Source organism: Affinundibacterium amnicola (genome assembly GCF_014284275.1).
GTDB classification, from domain to species: Bacteria; Pseudomonadota; Gammaproteobacteria; order Burkholderiales; family Burkholderiaceae_D; genus Undibacterium; species Undibacterium amnicola.
The window spans coordinates 509064-528047 of sequence record NZ_JACOFU010000001.1 but is presented as its reverse complement, the minus strand read 5'-3'; the positions used below and the strand labels follow the sequence as shown (position 1 = coordinate 528047).

At 43.8% G+C, this 18984-nt stretch carries 16 protein-coding genes and 1 tRNA gene; 9 read left to right on the top strand and 8 right to left on the bottom strand.

All coding sequences use genetic code 11. From position 1 onward, the window contains the following. Positions 1–351 precede the first annotated feature (351 nt). The 6 genes from H8K33_RS02365 (at position 352) to aptA (ending at position 6704) form a co-directional block, all read left to right on the top strand. On the top strand, positions 352–1362 hold the full coding sequence (locus H8K33_RS02365; protein ID WP_186889359.1) for a nuclear transport factor 2 family protein: 1011 nt from the start codon (positions 352–354) through the stop codon (positions 1360–1362). Further along, complete coding sequence (locus H8K33_RS02360; protein ID WP_186889358.1) at positions 1362–3134, top strand: L,D-transpeptidase family protein; 1773 nt, start codon at positions 1362–1364, stop codon at positions 3132–3134. The genes H8K33_RS02365 and H8K33_RS02360 overlap by 1 nt, the downstream gene beginning before the upstream one ends. Before the next feature lie 39 nt (positions 3135–3173). Further along, the gene (locus H8K33_RS02355; RefSeq protein ID WP_186889357.1) at positions 3174–3839 is read left to right on the top strand and encodes a peptidylprolyl isomerase; all 666 of its coding nucleotides are present in this window, start codon (positions 3174–3176) and stop codon (positions 3837–3839) included. 94 nt (positions 3840–3933) lie between these two features. Further along, positions 3934–4422 (top strand): peptidylprolyl isomerase, encoded by a 489-nt coding sequence (locus H8K33_RS02350; protein ID WP_186889356.1) that lies wholly within the window; start codon positions 3934–3936, stop codon positions 4420–4422. 45 nt (positions 4423–4467) lie between these two features. Further along, positions 4468–5247, top strand: a complete 780-nt coding sequence (locus tag H8K33_RS02345; RefSeq protein WP_186889355.1) for a UDP-2,3-diacylglucosamine diphosphatase — start codon at positions 4468–4470, stop codon at positions 5245–5247. 113 nt (positions 5248–5360) lie between these two features. Further along, a complete protein-coding gene (gene aptA / locus H8K33_RS02340) occupies positions 5361–6704 on the top strand; it encodes an omega-aminotransferase AptA (RefSeq protein WP_186889354.1) in 1344 nt (447 codons plus the stop codon). Between the two features lie 89 nt (positions 6705–6793). On the opposite strand, the gene H8K33_RS02335 is transcribed toward aptA, so the two are convergent. Beyond that, positions 6794–7258 carry a CYTH domain-containing protein gene (locus tag H8K33_RS02335; protein WP_186889353.1) on the bottom strand — a complete coding sequence of 155 codons (465 nt, stop codon included), beginning with the start codon at positions 7256–7258 and terminating at the stop codon, positions 6794–6796. A 5-nt stretch (positions 7259–7263) separates the two neighbouring features. After that, complete coding sequence (locus tag H8K33_RS02330) at positions 7264–8388, bottom strand: M14 family metallopeptidase (RefSeq protein WP_186889352.1); 1125 nt, start codon at positions 8386–8388, stop codon at positions 7264–7266. Between the two features lie 271 nt (positions 8389–8659). Between H8K33_RS02330 and H8K33_RS02325 the strand changes: the two genes are divergently transcribed. Further along, a tRNA-Pro gene (locus tag H8K33_RS02325) sits at positions 8660–8736 on the top strand. A 178-nt stretch (positions 8737–8914) separates the two neighbouring features. Here H8K33_RS02325 and H8K33_RS02320 read toward each other — a convergent pair. From H8K33_RS02320 to H8K33_RS02300, 5 genes are all read right to left on the bottom strand, one after another. Next, complete coding sequence (locus tag H8K33_RS02320) at positions 8915–10168, bottom strand: hypothetical protein (protein WP_186889351.1); 1254 nt, start codon at positions 10166–10168, stop codon at positions 8915–8917. 15 nt (positions 10169–10183) lie between these two features. Then, complete coding sequence (locus H8K33_RS02315) at positions 10184–10957, bottom strand: hypothetical protein (protein WP_186889350.1); 774 nt, start codon at positions 10955–10957, stop codon at positions 10184–10186. 87 nt (positions 10958–11044) lie between these two features. Further along, positions 11045–11635 (bottom strand): SIR2 family protein, encoded by a 591-nt coding sequence (locus H8K33_RS02310; protein ID WP_186889349.1) that lies wholly within the window; start codon positions 11633–11635, stop codon positions 11045–11047. Next, a complete protein-coding gene (locus H8K33_RS02305; protein WP_186889348.1) occupies positions 11632–11910 on the bottom strand; it encodes a DnaJ domain-containing protein in 279 nt (92 codons plus the stop codon). Before H8K33_RS02305 ends, H8K33_RS02310 begins: the two co-directional genes overlap by 4 nt. Positions 11911–12061: 151 nt before the next feature. After that, a complete protein-coding gene (locus tag H8K33_RS02300) occupies positions 12062–12547 on the bottom strand; it encodes an FKBP-type peptidyl-prolyl cis-trans isomerase (RefSeq protein ID WP_186889347.1) in 486 nt (161 codons plus the stop codon). A 425-nt stretch (positions 12548–12972) separates the two neighbouring features. Here H8K33_RS02300 and H8K33_RS02295 point away from each other — a divergent pair, with 425 nt between their 5' ends. Then, complete coding sequence (locus tag H8K33_RS02295; RefSeq protein WP_186889346.1) at positions 12973–14217, top strand: nitronate monooxygenase; 1245 nt, start codon at positions 12973–12975, stop codon at positions 14215–14217. Positions 14218–14352: 135 nt separating this feature from the next. On the opposite strand, the gene serS is transcribed toward H8K33_RS02295, so the two are convergent. Next, positions 14353–15648 carry a serine--tRNA ligase gene (serS, locus tag H8K33_RS02290; protein ID WP_186889345.1) on the bottom strand — a complete coding sequence of 432 codons (1296 nt, stop codon included), beginning with the start codon at positions 15646–15648 and terminating at the stop codon, positions 14353–14355. A 1092-nt stretch (positions 15649–16740) separates the two neighbouring features. On the opposite strand from serS, the gene rpoD reads away from it, so the two are divergent. Then, complete coding sequence (gene rpoD, locus H8K33_RS02285) at positions 16741–18936, top strand: RNA polymerase sigma factor RpoD (RefSeq protein WP_425507814.1); 2196 nt, start codon at positions 16741–16743, stop codon at positions 18934–18936. Positions 18937–18984: the final 48 nt, after the last annotated feature.

The window sequence follows — 18984 nt, the reverse complement described above, 5'->3', positions numbered from 1 at the left end:
AAGGACTAATTTTGCCTTTAGCTTCACCAAGAAGTTTAAAATCATGCATTAAACAAATAATTAAATTAAAAGATTAATCGCATTCAAATTGCCATTCGGATCATCAGAAAAAATCAAACTAGGTAGTCTTCTATACCGAAAAATCAAGACGACACACGGTTTGTATACGAACAGTCCAAATTTTCGTATCAATCATGAGAACAATCTTACTTTTTCGCTTCAATATGACAAACTCTGCAACGCGAGCCCAAGTTTATTTGTTAAGATTGCGCCTGACCAATTTAGCAAACAAAATTGCGATTTCAATCGATCTCCAAAGACTAATTATTAGAAAAGACATTAAGTTAAATTATGCGACATTCAATAAAAACCGCATTTGCTGCAATTGCTCTCACCATTGGTTTATCCCCGCTTGCGTTTGCAGATGACGCAAGTGATGCTGGAAAGCTTTATAAGGCCGGGCAACTCAATGAAGCCATTAAAAAGATTGATGCGGTGTTGGCACAACGACCTAAAGACGCACAAATGCGCTTCTTGAAAGGCATCATCTTAACTGAACAAAATAAACAGGCAGAAGCCATCACCATCTTTAGCAAGTTAACGGATGACTATCCAGAACTGCCAGAGCCATATAATAATCTTGCTGTTTTATACGCATCGAATGGGCAATTTTTAAAAGCAAGCGCCGCATTGGAAATGGCAATCCGAACCAACCCAACGTATGGCACAGCACATGAGAATTTGGGCGATGTCTATGCGAAATTGGCTAGCCAATCCTATGACAAAGCATTGCAACTTGATTCCGGGAACCCAACTGCCAAACTAAAATTAAATTTAGTGAAAAATTTGATTGGCAACACAACTGGCGGAGTAAACCCGAAAACAGCGGTGAATAATCCAGCACCAATCGCAACAATACCGAATACACCAACCATTGCGGCGGCGCCGCCCAGCCGTGCAGCTGAACCCAAAACAACTACAGCACCAGCAACGGCGGTGGCAAAACAACCTGCCGTGAGTAACGAAAAAGAAGTCGTGCTTGATGTGGTCGAAGCATGGGCGAAAGCTTGGAGTAGCCAAAATGTCGCAAAGTATCTAGGCTACTATGCGAAAGATTTTCAAACACCCAATAAGCAATCGCGCTCAGCCTGGGCTGAAGATCGTCGTTCTAGAATTGAAGGAAAAGGCAAAATTGGTGTACGTATCGATGATGCTAACATTAGCATCGACGGCAATTCTGCAACCGTAAAGTTCAAACAATTCTACACCTCGGATCGACTCTCTTCTACTAGTCGAAAAACCTTAGTGTTGACTAAGCAAGATGGCAAATGGCTAATCAAGCAGGAGCGTTCGGGTAGCTGATGTCTTTATTCTCTCGTAGCATAGCTCCAACATCGCGGTTTGTTGGAGCCATTCCATTTTTATCTATTCCGCTCACTGCTTTTTTCTATTTTGGATCAGTTGAATTCGCCTTTGGCAATAACCATCCAAATAACAAGGTTCAATTTGTCAGCAGTAGCAAACCTGGACCAAATCCAGATTTATTGCTCATTGAAACCTATAAGCATCTCGCCAATAATGAATTAGATAAAGCACAAACAAAAGTCGACGAACTTTTACTCGCCTACCCTAACTTTCATTTAGCCTACCTGATTCGTGGTGATTTGATTGCCATGCGAACGCGTCCGGTAACGCGCTTTGGTGCAGCGAATAACGCACCAAATGACAAGCTTAAAGACTTACATGAAGAAGCAATCGCTCGCTTAAAAGCCATCACAGAGCGCCCGAACAAAGATCTTGTGCCAAGCGTGCTGCTACAAATGAGCGAAGAACAGCGTTACTCGCTTGTGATGGATGCCAAACGGGCACGCCTTTATCTTTATGAGAATATAGGCGGCATTCCCACGCTTCTCAGCGACTATTACGTCAGTCAAGGCAAACTGGGAATGGATAAATTTAAAGAGGGGGATCAACGTACTCCTTTGGGTGTTTATTACATTACCAATCGACTCCCAGGCGCCAAACTTCCGGACTTTTACGGACCGGGTGCCCTTCCCCTGAACTACCCCAACGAATGGGATAAATTGAACGGTCGAGGTGGCTCTGGCATTTGGCTCCATGGCGTACCATCAACCAATTACAGCCGCGCACCACTTGCGTCTGATGGATGCATCGTGCTTTCCAATCCCGATTTTTTGAAGATCGCGGCTACCGTTGATATAACGAAGACACCTGTGATTATCAGCGAGAAAATCAATTTCATTCCACGTGCAAATTGGCAGTCCGAAAAACTCAATGCCCGTAAATTAGTAGATAGCTGGCAGCAAAATATCGCATCCAACACGCCTGCCAATGCTATACAGCTGTACAGCAAAAATTTCAAAAATACGGCGAATGAACCTGCGTTAACTTGGCTGACAAAACAAGCATTAATGACGAGCAAACCTGTTGGAAGTATGAAGTTTCGAGAGCTATCTCAATTCAAATACCCGGGCCGCGATGAGATTATTGTCAGTAATTTTATTGTTGATATCCAGACCAGTAGAGGAGTATCCTCAAGTAAGCGACGTCAATATTGGATGAAGGAAGCAAATCTCTGGCGTATTATTTACGAGGATAACAGTCAAATTGCAGGACCGCGTGTAGAGCCTGAGCAGCTCAAAGAACTAGCTCAAACTGCGTCAAAAGAAATCTTGATACCGCCGACAAATTCGCAAGTGTCATCAGCGCAACCGGACAAGAAGACGACTACAAGCAGTCAAGTAGAAAAATCTTCTTCTGGAAAAGCAAATCAGGCGCACACTGAAATTGCACAAACTGTCAACCGCTGGCTAAATGTATGGAGCGCCAAAAATACCAAGGCTTATTTAGCGCATTACGCAAAGGATTTTCAGACGCCTAATGGCGAGACGCGAAAATCTTGGATGGAAGAACGTCGTTCGCGAATAGAGGGTAAAGGGAAAATTACCGTTAAAATTGATACGCCAACGATTGTTGTTGATGGGAATACCGCAACAGTCAAATTCAGACAAAATTATCAATCGGGCGCATTAACCGCCTCCAGCAGAAAAACGCTGACCATGATAAAACAAGATGGCAAATGGCTGATTAAACAAGAGCGCACAGGCAGTTAATTCAATACAATTTGACATTTATTACCAGAGGGATCAATTATGTTTGTTCATCTTCGTCGATATTTTCTGCAGTTTGGTATCACTGCCACATTAAGCCTTGTCGCTAGCTTTGCTTATGCACAGGCACTTCCGAAAGTGAATATCAAGACATCTGAGGGAGATATTGTATTAGAACTGTACCCTGAAAAAGCGCCAAAAACTGTGGCGAATTTTTTACGCTATGTACAAAAAGGGCACTATAACAAAACCATATTTCACCGGGTAATTGATAACTTCATGATACAAGGTGGTGGAATGACCGCTGCGATGCAAGAAAAGCCAACAGACAAACCAGTACCGTCCGAAGCAAAACTCGCCTTCGAACAAGAGCTAAAGAACGATATCGGCACCATCGCAATGGCAAGAACCAACGATCCTAATTCAGCGCGTGCGCAGTTCTATATCAATGTCAACAATAATGATTTCCTCAACTATCAGCCAATTCCTGACGGAGATCCTGTTCAAGTGTTAAAAAATGGCGAACCACTAACCCTACCTCGTTCACGCGCACTTATTTTTGCTGCGGGTTACACACCATTTGGTAAAGTAATTGAAGGATGGGATGTCGTAGAAAAAATCAAATCAACGCCAACTTCTGATGCAGGAATACATCAAAATGTACCCGTAAAACCAATCACCATTATTTCGATAAAATTACTCAAATAAATGGCTAGGTATTCCCGAGTTTGCATTGAAGTTGAAAGACGCATGCAATAACACCCATAGACCACAAAGTATTTACTTCTTACAGAGGATCATCATGGCCGTACTCCTGACTACTAACTTAGGCACAATTAAAATTGAGCTCAATGCCGAAAAAGCACCTAAGACTGTCGCAAATTTTTTATCTTACGTAGAGTCGGGTCATTACGTTGGCACGATTTTTCATCGCGTCATCGCTGGATTTATGATTCAGGGCGGTGGCTTTGAAGTTGGAATGAAACAAAAACCTACGCATAGTAATGTTGAAAATGAAGCGAGTAATGGCTTAAAAAATGTTCGTTATGCTTTAGCGATGGCACGAACCAGCGAACCACATTCCGCTTCGGCACAATTTTTTATCAATACTACTGACAATTCATTTCTAGACTATCCCGGGCAAGATGGCTGGGGATATTGTGTATTTGGTGAAGTGACTCAAGGAAAAGATATTGTGGATAAAATCTCTTCTTCTAAAACCACTCGGTCAGGTATGTTTTCTGATGTACCAGTTGAAAATATCCTGATCGAAAAAGTAGAAATCGTCTAGGCTCACGAAAAATAGCGTTTTCAGACACATTACGCTGACTAATCTATGTCAACTTCATCCCACTGCGAAACACCATCCGCAAAAGCGCAATCGGAGCCGATTGCGCTTTTTGTTTCCGATATTCACTTGTCCGAAGCATTACCAAAAACGACCACCAGTTTTCTCAATTTTTTAAATACACATGCTATTCATGCTGAACATGTGTATTTATTGGGTGATTTATTTGAGTATTGGGCCGGCGATGATGACTGTGATTCTTCGTATCATCAACAAATCATTCAGGCTTTACGCACACTGACAGATCGCGGTGTGCAAATGTATTGGATTGCAGGAAACCGTGATTTCTTGATAGGTGAACATTTTGCCAGCTTAACAGGCATTCAAATGTTAAACGATCCATGCCAACTGCTGCTTGCAGGACGACAACTCCTTGTTTCTCACGGTGATGCGCTTTGCACCGACGATGTCGATTACATGGCATTTCGATCCGCCGTACGCCAATCAGCCTGGCAGGCTCAATTTCTTACCAAACCTTTGCCTGAACGCAAAGCGATCATTGAAGGCATGCGCCACGCAAGCAATAGCGAGCAGCAGAACAAGAGTATGGCAATTATGGATGTCAATCTAAGCGCTGTATCCAAGTTGCACCAACAATTTCCCAATAGCGTCTTAATTCACGGACATACGCATCGCACGGCACTGCATCATGAGGCGGAAGGACTGCGTTATGTTCTGCCAGATTGGGATTGTGATCATGCTGACAAACCACGAGGCGGCTGGTTACAATTGACACCCGATGGTATCTTAAATTTTGTGCATCTGTAATTCGCCTCGCAAAAAACATTCTGAGTGACATCGCTTGATATGCTCTGCCAATTATGCAAGCATCGGTTTAATTGACGCGCCCCCATACACTTTTCTGCTCGCTACGGAGAATCATGAACTCACCACTTCAAACCGAACATCTCTGGATGCCTTTCACAGCGAACCGTCAATTTAAGGAAAAACCACGCCTTCTGTCTAAGGCCGAGGGTATGTATTATCAAAGTTCAGACGGACGTCAGATACTTGATGGAACTGCAGGTTTATGGTGTGTGAACGCTGGACATAACCATCCCAAGATCGTTGCGGCAATTCAGCAGCAAGCCGCCACAATGGATTTTGCCCCCACATTTCAAATGGGACATCCACTCGCTTTTGAAGCAGCCACAAAGCTGGCTGAAATAACGCCGACTGGAATGGATCGGGTATTTTTTTGTAACGATGGATCGGAAGGTGTTGATACTGCCTTGAAAATTGCACTTGCCTATCACCGGATACGTGGTGAAGCAGGACGCTTTCGTTTGATTGGACGAGAACGTGGCTACCACGGCGTTGGTTTTGGCGGCATTTCCGTCGGTGGTATTGCTGGAAATCGTAAGCAGTTTGGACCTGGGCTAAGCGGTATCGATCACTTACCTCATCCATTAGACATAACCAGAAACGCCTTCAGCAAAGGGCTACCAGTCCATGGTGAAGAGCTGGCAGGTATATTAGAAACCAGACTGTTAGCCTTACACGATCCGACAACCGTCGCTGCCGTTATTGTTGAACCAATTCAGGGTTCGACTGGCGTCATCATCCCACCAAAAGATTATCTACGACGTCTGCGCGATATCTGCAGTAAGCATGGCATTCTCTTGATTTTTGATGAAGTCATAACAGGGTTTGGTCGTCTAGGCACGGCATTTGGCGCAGACTACTTTGATGTCATACCAGATATGATCATTTGCGCCAAAGGTTTAACCAATGCGGCCGTTCCTATGGGTGCAGTTGTCGTGAATACGGCGATCTATGATAGTTTTATGGCTTCATCTCCCAAGGATAGTATTGAACTATTTCATGGTTATACCTATAGCGCGCATCCACTAGCTTGTGCGGCAGCGATTGCAACTTTAGAGGTCTATCAAGAAGAACAATTATTTGAACGTGCAGCGCAGATTGCGCCCTACTTCGAAGCCGCAGCGCATCAACTACGCGACTTACCCCATGTGAGAGATATTCGCAACCTTGGTTTAGTATGTGGCATCGAACTTAGTCCTCAAGCGGGAAAAACCACGACGCGGGCATTCGATATTTTCGAAAAATGTTTCTGGGAAAAAGATCTACTGATTCGCACCACCGGCGATATTATTGCTCTCTCGCCACCGCTCATCATTAACCATGCACAGATTGAGCAATTATTTTCAAAACTTGCCGAAGCGATTCGGGAGCACGCTAATAAAGCCAATACATCAATATAACCGCTAAACGACTGCAATAAAAAACGCTACCGAGACCTAATCCACAAATTTGTGCACTAGTTCCCTGTAGCATTTTTATCAGTCCAATATTACCAACGGGTGTAAGGATGTTTAAACAGATTCGCGTTAGCGTAGCGATGATCATGACTAACCTCCTCGCCTACCCAATTGGGAAGAATGACACTCTGCTCTTCTGAAAGTAATTCCACTTCAGCGATAATCAAACCAGCGTTATCGCCCAAAAATTCATCCACTTCCCAAACCAAGCCATCGATCGCAATCCGATAACGTTTCTTTTCGATTAGCGGCTGTTCACACAAATTGCGCAACAACTCTTCCGCATCCATTAAAGGAATCGCATATTCCCATTCACCGCGTGAAATGCCAGAAGATTTCCCCTTCATTGTCAACATGGCAGAATCTGCCTCAATTCTGACTCTAACCACACGCCCTGGTAATGAACAGATATACCCTTGCCGCATAAACACTGGTTCAGCTAGTCGTTTCCACTCATCAGAAACGACCAGGAATTTTCGCTCGATTTCTATTCCCACTACAATTAACTCTTCAAAGAAGTTAAGATGGGTTGCAACATCGCCTCACCCAGTTTCATACTACGCGCACCATCCCAACCCACTTCCAGATCTGGCATGTTCGCATTATCTTTGAACGGCAATTCCAAGGTTAATGAAACACACTTATACGTGTGTCCGATATACTTGGAAGCTAATTTAAGTAGATCTTCATTGTACTTACTGGCTTCATAACCAAACTCAGTTTGAAAATCTGGACTTGCAGCACAGAAGCTATTCACAAAAGCATTTTGCTCTTGAATTTGCTTCTCACTAAACCCCTCCAACATTTCACTTCCAGCCACAAACACATAAGGTAAGCCTTCGTCGCCATGGATATCTAAGAACAAATCGCAACCAACTTCTTCGATTTTTTTCTTAACGTAATAAACCTCAGGACTGGTTTCAATGGACGGTGTCATCCACTCGCGATTCAAATTGGCACCCGCTGCATTCGTACGCAAATTTCCGCGTACAGATCCATCAGGATTCATATTAGGCACCACGTACAAAACCGCTTTATCTAAAATTGCTCGGGCAATTGGATTAGACAAATCCAATAAGGCATTTAAAGTACCTTCCACCAACCATTCCGCCATGGTTTCACCCGGATGTTGGCGCGCGACAATCCATACTTTTTTCTCTGCTGAAGGGTTACCAACCACAACAACATTTAAATCTCGACCATCAACGGTGCTTCCCAAATCTTCCACACGAACTTGTTCAGACTGCGCAACGCTGCCTAGTAAAGCTAGGTGGCGTTCCCAGCTATAGGGTTCGAAATAGGCGTAATACACACTATCTGTTTCCGGCGTATGCTTGATCGTCATCACCTTGCCATCAAACTCCGTCTCAACACGGAACCAGTTTTCGCGATCATAACTAGCGACCGCACGATAGTTCATCCAACCATCAGGATAAGTTGCGTCACCAGCATTCAATATACGCATGGTGGCATCCTGATCGCGCGCACCTTGCAAACGGAAATAAAACCACTGCGTAAAATCAGCGTTCGAATCCTTGCGCAAATTTAATTCAATATTCTCGACATTGAGCGTACTAATCACTTCAATCGCACCGGCGTCAAAGTTTTGGCTAATCTTTATGGACATAGTCATCTCTTTTAAAAGAGTGTTCCGATAGAACACGATGGGATAATTTGCGCAATTGTCATGCACACAGCCATTATTGTGACCGCTTTTCAGGCACACTGACAATCATTAAAGTCAAATAAGAATGACTATTTTTAGTATTGACTTGAATCTTAACAATTCAATCGAAATTTCAGCAATATGCGATATGAAATTGCGTCAACAAAATGCATCCCTCACATTTTTTGATAGCGAAACAACAGCCAATGCCCTATAATTGCAGCCTCAAAGTCGGGGCGTAGCGCAGCCTGGTAGCGTACATGCATGGGGTGCATGGGGTCGCAAGTTCGAATCTTGCCGTCCCGACCAGTCATTCAAAAACTTTCTGGAAATTGATCCAGACTGCATCTGATTCAAGCAATCACTTTTTAAATCACAGCAAAAAAATCGTTCTTAATGCGTGCAGTCTTTGCACCAGTAAATTGAGCTCGCCACCATAAAACAACGCGCCGAAACGGGAGAGCTCTACCACAGAAGGTCGATACATTTACTTTTTAACTGGTTTCACGATGTGGCAATTTTCTTGCAAAAAACGTAGCGCTCCACTGTAATTAGTATCCCAATCATCCAATAAATAGGTTTGCGCTTCAGCAGAAAATTCTTGCCAATCCTCAAGTAAGCCTTCCTGCTTTTCATGCGGAACAGTGGTCTTGATCCACACTACTGCTTTTTGCACATCCAAGCCCTGTTCACGAATTTTCTTCACTATCGATTTGGCTGTCTTTTCAGGCAAACTTGTTTTTGCTGGTACATCGGTCGCAATACACAAAAGCAAGGTCAACAAAGAATCAATATCGGTTTTACCTTTAGTCAGCTTTGACCATTCTTTCGACACCAAAGCATCATAATCGGAAGTATCTTCCATTTCGTGAGCACAAATAAAATAGCGCTCTTTCAATTCGAACACCAAACGATCTAGTGAATTTTTGGCGTCAAGAATTAGCGGTAAATCACGACTTAAAATCTCATCCAACACTTGCTGGCACAAGGCTTGAAATTGATCTGGAACGTACTCTTCAGACAACAACGCGCGGGCCTGATTAGGATCAAATAGCGCACATTTATTGACTTTGTTTTTTGACTTTGCCTGCGCCCGTACCGCTTCAATAATCATCGCAAATTCAACTTGATTCTCTATTGGCGCATCAGCATCACCAAGCAAACGTTTGAGGACTCCTGTACGAATAACCGCGCCAGCCTCGACGTCTTCTTCTTGCAATTCGGATTGCGTCAGATCCATGCTGCGACCAAACCAAAATCCAGCTTCAATTTCTAAGGCATTTTGCTGGCGGTGTGCCAATAGATTACGATATTCTTGCGGCTTATCTTTCAGCGACCAGATTTCGAGAAACTCTTCCACCGAGCTCTTTTGCTCTCGTCCAAGCAAGGAATATTCAGGCATTGCATACAATGCCTTAAGCAAACCAGATCCACCGCGGGACAAACTCAGAAATGTATTATCTCGAATGATTTTTGCAGCAATATCTAAATCACCTTTTGAAGTTTCAAGTAAATACAGACTAGCCAAATTGACGATACGCTTGCGCGCTATTTCAATTTCTGGGCGCAAATACTTGCTACCAAATGCGTCGGCGATTTGCACCAGTCCTTTCGGTGCCTCTGCTTCTATTGCGTCAAGTTTGGCACGAGGAATAATGGCAAAGCGCAATCCATGACGTAGTGCCGTTTCAAAAAACGGTCGTCCATCATAGAGCGCGATAGCTTGAGATGTTTCAGACATAATCGACTCAATCAATTACAAAGCAGATTCTTCATCATCAACATCATCACCATCGTCGGTATTTTTCTTAGGAACATTAGACTCGTCATCTTCGCTCTCTTCACTGACGACCGTTTCAGCAAATTCATCGTTCTGCAAGTTGCGCAAATACACTTGATAACGAGCGCGTAACTTCATTAAGACTTCACGGAAAATTTCAGGCAATTCATAGCGTAATAAATACGTCACTTCCATCCAGTCATGGTCTTCCACACTGGCACGGTCAATTGCAGAAGCACGGGTTTCCGTATCGCGCGTCAGGCTCAATAAATCATCGTCAATCGCCTGCGTTTTATTGTCGTCGCCATATTCATACAAATCAAACGTCGCATAACGATAAAAATGCTCGACCATCTGTGTACGATCTTGCAGGTAATCCGCAATCGCGTCATAGCCGCCTTCTACTTCTGCGATTTCATACAGAAATTCAGCGGCATCAGCACCGTCACGAAATATCACAGAATTAATCATGCCACGCAGTTGCTCATGGGTCAGATCAGCATAACGCTTCTCTAATACGACCGCTTGTGCGAATTGTTCTGGGGTGACCAGCAAGTTCACTAATGACTCTTTGGACGCATCGTATTCACGAATAATCGCGAGCAAATCCTTTGCCGGAAATTCATCCAAAGCTGCCACCAGTGCTTGATCGCCCTCTGTTTCGGCTAAGGTAGCTAATGCATGTTCTGCACCGGCAATATCGCCTACCTGAATCAAACTTTGCGCTTCAATTAATGCTGGGACACTCATGTCTCTTCCTTTTTCGGTAGTTATTTTCTTCAATAACGAATTCAATATGTGATGTAACAAACAAACACCAAGCTATTTCGCTGCAATTTAATCTTTGCGATCAAAGCCTTGCTCTGCAAGCCAGTCGGCACCAGCCTCTTCAAGATCGACATCGTCACCGTCATCGCCGTCATCTCGACCATGACGACCATAATTACCATCCAGATCGCCATTTTCATGGAGCTCAGCATCTTCGGTATCTTGCTCGTCAGCGTCATCATCGTGCTCATTACTTGTCGTCGCACGTGTGTGATGACTACGACTTAAATATTCGAGGCAAGCGGTGGTCACCAAAAAGACGTCACCAGCATCTTCTGCCAATACCATCTGCGCCATTTTTTCTGCCCATGGTTCCAACTTGACAGCACTCGACAAGCTTTTCCAGCTTGGCAATTTATTCGCTTCTTTGGAGGCTAATCCCTCAAAACTTAATGGATTCATGAATAAAAAAGCGTCATGGAACGCTGGTGCCAGCATTTCTGGATTGCTTGCCATCATCGGCAAAAGAAACGCCAATTGCTCGCGTTTTTCCTTGAGGCGATGACGCATCACATCTTTACCTTCTGAATCAGAACGTAAATCGTCTAACTCAGCCTTATAGGCCAACATTAATTCTTGAAAATAGCGTGAGAATTTCACTGCAATACTCCTGACAAATAGTTCTTCCAGATTTCAGTCGCGGTCTCTAGCGGCGACTCCAACAAATTACGTCGGCGATTTTCATCATAAGACGCACGTGCCGCATCATCCGATAGCACGTCATACGCCTCTTTTACCGCATGAAATTTGATTGGTGCCAATTCCGAACTGTTGCGATCAGGATGGAACTCAGCTGCTTTTACCCGATAGGCTTTTTTGATATCGGCCAACGACGCATTAGTCGCAACACCGAGAATAAAGTAATAGTCTTTCATGTCTTATTTACTCACAATGAAAGTCATTTGAGTGACAAAACGCACTCCCCTTAAAAAAAGAAAGTGCTTATGCCCACTATAAAATACAAGAGTATCGATAAAGCACGGTAAAGCGTTTTTCAAACGCGCGCTGATCACACTCTTGATAGGATTACTCGTCGTGATGATGTCCGTGTTCGCCATGAACATGACCATGCGCAATTTCTTCTTCCGTTGCAGCACGAACCGATAAAATTTCTGCATCAAATCGCAATTTCATACCAGCCAAAGGATGATTACCATCGACAGTGACAAGACCGGCATCGATGCCAGTCACGCGAAATTGCGCTGCTTCACCTGTTTCTGGATCGCGAGTTTCAAACATCATCCCCACTTCGAGATCAGGTGGAAATAAGCCGACATCTTCCTCATGCACCAAGCTTGGATCTATCTCACCAAAAGCCTCGTCTGCTTCCATTGTAACAGTCACTGTTTGACCAATAGACTGCCCCTCTAAAGCAGCTTCCACTGCAGGTAAAATATTGTCGTAGCCACCATGCAAATACACGATAGGGTCATGATTTTTATCGATAATATTGCCTTGCGCATCGAACATGGTGTAGTTCAACGTAACTACGGAGTCTTGAGAAATTTGCATAGAAAATAATTTTAAAATAATAAATAAGTGAAAGACGAGTTTCACTGAAGTATGCATTGTAACAGAGCGTCGCCCTCTCGAATTGAGCAAAAATAAAGCAGCAAAACTGATTTGCGTTAAAGAAAAGCCTAGAAAACCCTAATAATCATGGGTTTTTCCATCATGACAAGCCAAAAAAAGAGCGCCTAGGGTAGAATTGCGCCTGTAGAAATTTTGCAGCGCCGATTGAGAATAATAGAAAGCATAATTAGAAATCGAACTCTAGTTAAGAATCTGCAAAAAGATTCAAATAACTCATGAGATTAACGAGATTACATAAGGCTGCACAAAGCTACATTACATACTGACAGTGCGAAAAATAGTAAGCCACAAACAATAAAAGCACCGCGACATAATTTAAATACCAGAGTTGTCCAAGGAAAATAATGAAACGTGTAGATGATTTTCGCCTGCGCTTAGGCAAACATGAACTTGTCCCAATTATGATTGGCGGCATGGGCGTGGACATTTCGACCGCAGAATTAGCTTTAGTTGCAGCACGTTTAAATGGCATCGGCCATATCTCCGATGCGCTGGTTCACGATGTCTCTGATCGTCGCTTTGATACCAGTTTCATCAAAGACAAAACAAAATTATACAAATACAACATCAATAATTCCGACAAAACGGATATCAAGTTCGATTTAGATTTGCTCGCTGAAGCGACCAAATTGCACGTAGGTCGCACGATGGAAGCCAAACAAGGTGACGGCATGATCTTCGTCAACTGCATGGAAAAACTCACCATGAATGGCCCGCGCGATACTTTGCGAGTACGACTGGCATCTGCACTAGATGCTGGAATCGATGGAATTACATTAAGCGCTGGCCTGCACTTAGGCTCATTTGGCTTGATGGAAGATCATCCTCGTTTCCGCGATGCCAAATTGGGAATTATCGTTTCCTCAGTTCGTGCTCTACAGTTATTTTTGCGAAAAAATGCCAAACTCAATCGCTTACCTGACTACGTGATTGTTGAAGGCCCCTTAGCGGGCGGTCATTTAGGTTTTGGTTTAGATTGGGCGAAATATGATTTACACACCATCGTCGCTGAAGTTTTGCAATATCTAAAAGACGAAAACTTGGGCATCCCAGTGATCGCGGCAGGCGGCATTTTTACTGGTAGTGATGCGGTCTCTTTTTTAGAAGCTGGTGCTGGTGGTGTGCAAGTTGCTACTCGCTTCACGGTGACCAAAGAATGTGGATTACCTGACGATGTCAAACAGGAATATTTCAAAGCCCAAGAAGAACAAATTATCGTCAATACGATTTCTCCTACCGGTTATCCTATGCGTATGCTGAGCAATACGCCAGCAATTGGTTCCAATATTCGTCCTGGCTGTGAAGCTTACGGTTACTTATTGGACGGCAATGGTGGCTGCTCATACATCGACGCCTACAATCGCGAGTTGGAAGCCAATCCTGACAATAAAGATTTTAAAGTCATGGATAAAACCTGCCTATGTACTCATATGCGAAACTTTAAATGCTGGACTTGTGGTCAAACAACTTCTCGACTGAAGGATACGACACGTCAATTGGCTGATGGCAGTTATGAATTATTGACGGCAGAACATGTGTTCCGTGACTATCAATTTAGCACCAATAACGAAGTTGCCTTGCCAATCTAGCAGATCAAAAACACCTTCGATACGCTCAATAAAAAACCCATCATGATGATGGGTTTTTTACTTTCAGGCGGTGATTAGTTTTAGCAAAGTCTCAGCGCCCTTGAATATTGTCGGACAGAGACCTTTGTTCAACTATTATGCTTTCGGCAGCAACTGCTCAATGCCACCCATGTAAGGGCGTAGCGCTTCTGGAACAAGCACACTGCCATCTTCTTGTTGATAGTTTTCCAATACAGCAACCAGCGTCCGCCCAACCGCTAATGCAGAGCCATTCAAGGTATGCACAAACTCCGTTTTACCTTGCGCGTTACGGAATCGTGCTTGCATACGACGCGCTTGGAAAGCGCCCATATTAGAAATCGAAGAAATCTCACGATAGGTATTTTGGGCTGGCAACCAAACTTCCAAATCATACGTCTTGGTTGCACCAAAGCCCATATCACCGGTGCATAAACTCATCACACGATATGGCAAGCCAAGTTTCTGCAGAATCATTTCCGCATGCCCTACCATCTCCTCCAAGGCTTCAAATGATTTCTCTGGGTGCGCCACTTGCACCAACTCGACTTTATCAAACTGATGCTGACGAATCATGCCACGCGTATCACGACCATAACTACCCGCTTCGGAACGGAAGCAAGGTGTGTGTGCCGTCATCTTAATCGGCAAACTCTCTAAAGGAAGGATCTCATCACGAACGGTATTCGTTAAGGTCACCTCCGCAGTAGGGATTAAATACAATGACTCGCCCTCGCCGTCTTGTCCGCCTTTTTTGACCGCAAATAAATCTTCTTCAAACTTCGGCAATTGCCCTGTGCCACGCATAGAATCTGCATTCACCATATACGGCGTGTAGTGTTCTGTGTAGGCATTTTCCATAGTTTGCGTATCAAGCATGAACTGCGCAAGGGCACGATGCAAACGCGCGATTCCGCCTTTCAACACCGCAAAACGCGAACCCGTTAATTTCACGGCAACGTCAAATTCCAATCCCAACTTTGCACCGACATCCACATGATCTTTAACCTCAAAGGAAAAACTTGGCGGCGTACCAAAACTGCGAACCACAACATTACCGGTTTCATCATTACCGACAGGAACTGACTCGTCCGGCAAATTTGGAATCGTCAACATAAAATCACTGAGTGCAGCTTGCACTTCACCTAAGCGTACCTCAGAAGATTTCAGCTCATCGGCAATTGCTGCCACTTCAGCCATGACTGAAGAAGCATCTTCGCCCTTGCCTTTTAACATGCCAACTTGTTTGGATAAAGAATTCCGCTTTCCTTGCAATTCTTCAGTGCGCATCTGAATTTGTTTGCGCTCATTTTCTAAAGTATTAAAGGTTGAAACGTCTAACACAAATTTACGCGTTGCCAAACGCACTGCCACAGCGTCGATGTCTTTACGGAGTAGTTGAATATCAATCATGATCTAAAAAAGAAAGTGGTGAATTGCGAACTCGGTTTTTGCACTTAAAAAACGACGAATACACAAATAAACAGGTATTGTAACAAGGCTCATGCGTTTCCTCTACGATTTCATCTGGAATCACCAAACTGAAAGAAATATGGTTCATGAAAGAACACGAAGTACGCCCAAACCAACATGCTAGTCAAAATCAGGTACTTAATATTTAATCTTTCGCAACACAACAAAAAGTTCATTGCGTTTTTTCCAAGGCATCAGATAAAACTATGTCAAATTAAGTGAAACTCTTCAAACAAAATGCGGGTAATGCTTGTCAAGAATAGGTAAGCCGTGGATAATCCCGACCTCGCATAAAAATACGCAAAAAAAATCAATTTAATTTACCTGCCCGCAATCGCGGGTTTTTTATTTAATTGATTCAGTGACTCACTAATAGGCTTTTGGATTTTTCGAAAGACCCTGGTTCGATCAAAACACTGTATTTGTTCATTTTCGCACTTTTGCTTTTGTTGTTGCCATCCAAATTTGATTGGCATTTTGTTGTCGCACTTGATTTGTTACATGAAAAACAGCTTAACACCATCCGAATCGCACATTAGCACTACGACTGTCGCTCCAGCTTCCAAGACACTCAAATTAGGCAAACCGCTCTCCATTTCAAAAAGTAAGACGCCAACGATTCAATCGGAGACTCGCACTTTTGCATTGCCCATGTTGGCAGATTCACCTGAATTAGACTCCGGTGAAATTATTAAAACACAAGTTCAGTCCGTCACAGTCGTCACCAAGCGTCGTTCACGCTTGGCGATCGTCGGTAACACTGATAGTACAAATGTGGCTGCAACAGAAGCAACTGCCATCGACATGGAAGTGCCTAGTTTAGAGAGCACAAATGTCAGCATCGTCGAATCCAATACTGAAATTGATGTAAGCAGTATTCTGGTAGTGAACGAGGAAACTCAAGCAGACCTTAGCAATGAACATGCGTATGACAATTTGCCAGCGACTTCGATGCCAACAGGTCCGGCACCCGTGATCAAAGTAAAGAAAAAGAAAATCATTGCAAAACTCACCGATGCTGCTCCTGAACAGATTCCTAGCACTGGGGACGTCGCACCGAGCGCGCCTGAAACTGCAACAGCAATCGAGACAACAAACAGAACAACGCAAGCTGCATCTGAAAAAGCGGTGACAAAAGCCCGTGTTGCAAAGGCACCGATTATCGGCAATGTAACATCGGTCACAAGTGCAGAAGTTGATACATCGGCTTACGCCTTCCCAACGGTAAAAGAAGCGGCTCGTCGTGGACGCAAACCATCGTCTCCGCAAGTTTACAACGAAGAAATTCATGCGTTTAATGCGCTTGAGTCAGCAGAATTAAAACGTGCTGCGCGTGTGCGTTCTGGTAAAGCCAGTACGAATAATGCCAGCAAAGAGCAATTAGAAGAATATCGCCAACGCTTAACCAAGTTAATTCAACTTGGTAAGGATCGCAGTTATCTCACACATGCTGAAATTAACGATCATCTGCCAGAAAATGTCGATGATCCAGAAATGATTCAAAGCATCATTAGTACATTAAATGATGTTGGTATTGCGGTTTATGATCAAGCACCTGATGCCACGATGCTACTATTGTCCGACAATGTCGCTAGCTCTGTTAGCGATGACGATGCGGAAGCAACCGCGGCAGTCGCCTTATCGACAGTTGATTCAGATTTTGGTCGCACCACAGATCCTGTTCGCATGTATATGCGCGAAATGGGTAGCGCGGAACTTCTTACGCGCAGCGGTGAAATTGACATTGCGAAACGTATTGAATCTGGTTTGAAAGACATGTTGCAAGCAATTTCTGCGTGCCCATCTGTCATTCAAGAAGTTTTAGTCACCGCAGAAAAAGTAAAATCTGATGATGTCATTATTGATGACATCATCGATGGTTTCCACGTCCCTGATAGTTTGGATATTCCAGCGCCAGTCATCTTAGCGAATGCAGATGATGACGAAGAAGAGGATGACGACGACGAAGGCGGCGCGGCAGAAACCAGCAACACGCTCAGCGCTGAGCAATTAGCGCAGATGAAAGCAACGGCCTTAGAAAAATTTGCGGCGATTAAAACTAGCTTCGATGATATGTTTGCACAAATCGAGAAGAATGCATATCAATCACCTGCCTATCAAAGCGCGCAAGAAAACGTCGCGAAAGAAATGGAAAGCATTCGTTTCAGTGTAAAAACAACTGAAAAGTGGTGCGATATTTTGCGCAAACAAATGACTGAATTACGTCAGACCGAAAAGCGCATGTTGGAATTATTGGTTGATCGCTGCGGCATGCCGCGTGCGTACTTCATCAATCATTTCATCAAAAACGCCACTAATCGTGATTGGTTAGAGCAAGAGATGGAATCCCGCGAAGCTTATGGCGCGGTGTTAAAACGTCATATTCACGCAGCTCGCGAATTGCAAGGCCGTCTGATCGTACTCGAACAAACCGCGAAATTGCCACTAGGTGATTTACGTGCGATTCATAAAAAAATGATCTCGGCCGAAAAACGTACACGCGACGCCAAAGCTGCAATGACCGAGGCAAACTTGCGCTTGGTTATTTCTATCGCGAAAAAATACATTAATCGTGGCATGCAATTTCTGGACTTAATCCAGGAAGGCAATATTGGCTTGCTCAAAGCGGTTGATAAATTTGAATATCGTCGCGGATATAAATTCTCAACCTATGCAACTTGGTGGATACGTCAGGCGATTTCACGAGCCATTGCAGATCAGGCTAGAACGATTCGTGTACCGGTTCATATGATTGAAACCATCAATAAGCTAAACCGAATTAAGCGTCAATGTTTGCAACAAAATGGTACGGAACCTGACCCAGCGTTAATCGCTGAAAAAATGGACTTACCAGAAATTAAAGTACGCGAGATCTTAAAGATTGCGAAAGAACCAGTATCTCTCGACGTACCGATTGGTGACGATGGCGATTCTCAATTGGGCGACTTCATTGAAGACAACATCACACTATCACCAATGCAAGCAGCGATGCAGGCATCGGTACAAGGCAAGCTCAAAGAAATTTTAGATGCGTTAAGTCCACGTGAGGCAAAAGTATTGCGTATGCGTTTTGGTTTAGAAATGGCTAGCGATCATACTTTAGAAGAAGTCGGCAATCAATTCGATGTGACGCGTGAACGCATTCGTCAAATTGAAGCAAAGGCGATGAAAAAATTGCGCCACCCTTCCCGTCTCGAACAGTTGAAGAGCTTACTCGAAAATAGTTAATCGAGAAAATTCAACATCGATTCATTCATTGGTCGGCAAGAAAACTAC

Excerpts from the sequence above, each read along its gene's own strand:
- aptA (WP_186889354.1), top strand. The coding sequence starts at position 5,361 with ATGAACTCACCACTTCAAACCGAACATCTCTGGATGCCTTTCACAGCG.
- H8K33_RS02305 (WP_186889348.1), bottom strand. The coding sequence starts at position 11,910 with ATGAAAGACTATTACTTTATTCTCGGTGTTGCGACTAATGCGTCGTTG.
- H8K33_RS02300 (WP_186889347.1), bottom strand. The coding sequence starts at position 12,547 with ATGCAAATTTCTCAAGACTCCGTAGTTACGTTGAACTACACCATGTTC.
- H8K33_RS02315 (WP_186889350.1), bottom strand. The coding sequence starts at position 10,957 with ATGAGTGTCCCAGCATTAATTGAAGCGCAAAGTTTGATTCAGGTAGGC.
- H8K33_RS02365 (WP_186889359.1), top strand. The coding sequence starts at position 352 with ATGCGACATTCAATAAAAACCGCATTTGCTGCAATTGCTCTCACCATT.
- H8K33_RS02355 (WP_186889357.1), top strand. The coding sequence starts at position 3,174 with ATGTTTGTTCATCTTCGTCGATATTTTCTGCAGTTTGGTATCACTGCC.
- serS (WP_186889345.1), bottom strand. The coding sequence starts at position 15,648 with ATGATTGATATTCAACTACTCCGTAAAGACATCGACGCTGTGGCAGTG.
- H8K33_RS02345 (WP_186889355.1), top strand. The coding sequence starts at position 4,468 with ATGTCAACTTCATCCCACTGCGAAACACCATCCGCAAAAGCGCAATCG.
- H8K33_RS02360 (WP_186889358.1), top strand. The coding sequence starts at position 1,362 with ATGTCTTTATTCTCTCGTAGCATAGCTCCAACATCGCGGTTTGTTGGA.
- H8K33_RS02350 (WP_186889356.1), top strand. The coding sequence starts at position 3,934 with ATGGCCGTACTCCTGACTACTAACTTAGGCACAATTAAAATTGAGCTC.
- H8K33_RS02295 (WP_186889346.1), top strand. The coding sequence starts at position 12,973 with ATGAAACGTGTAGATGATTTTCGCCTGCGCTTAGGCAAACATGAACTT.
- H8K33_RS02330 (WP_186889352.1), bottom strand. The coding sequence starts at position 8,388 with ATGTCCATAAAGATTAGCCAAAACTTTGACGCCGGTGCGATTGAAGTG.
- H8K33_RS02320 (WP_186889351.1), bottom strand. The coding sequence starts at position 10,168 with ATGTCTGAAACATCTCAAGCTATCGCGCTCTATGATGGACGACCGTTT.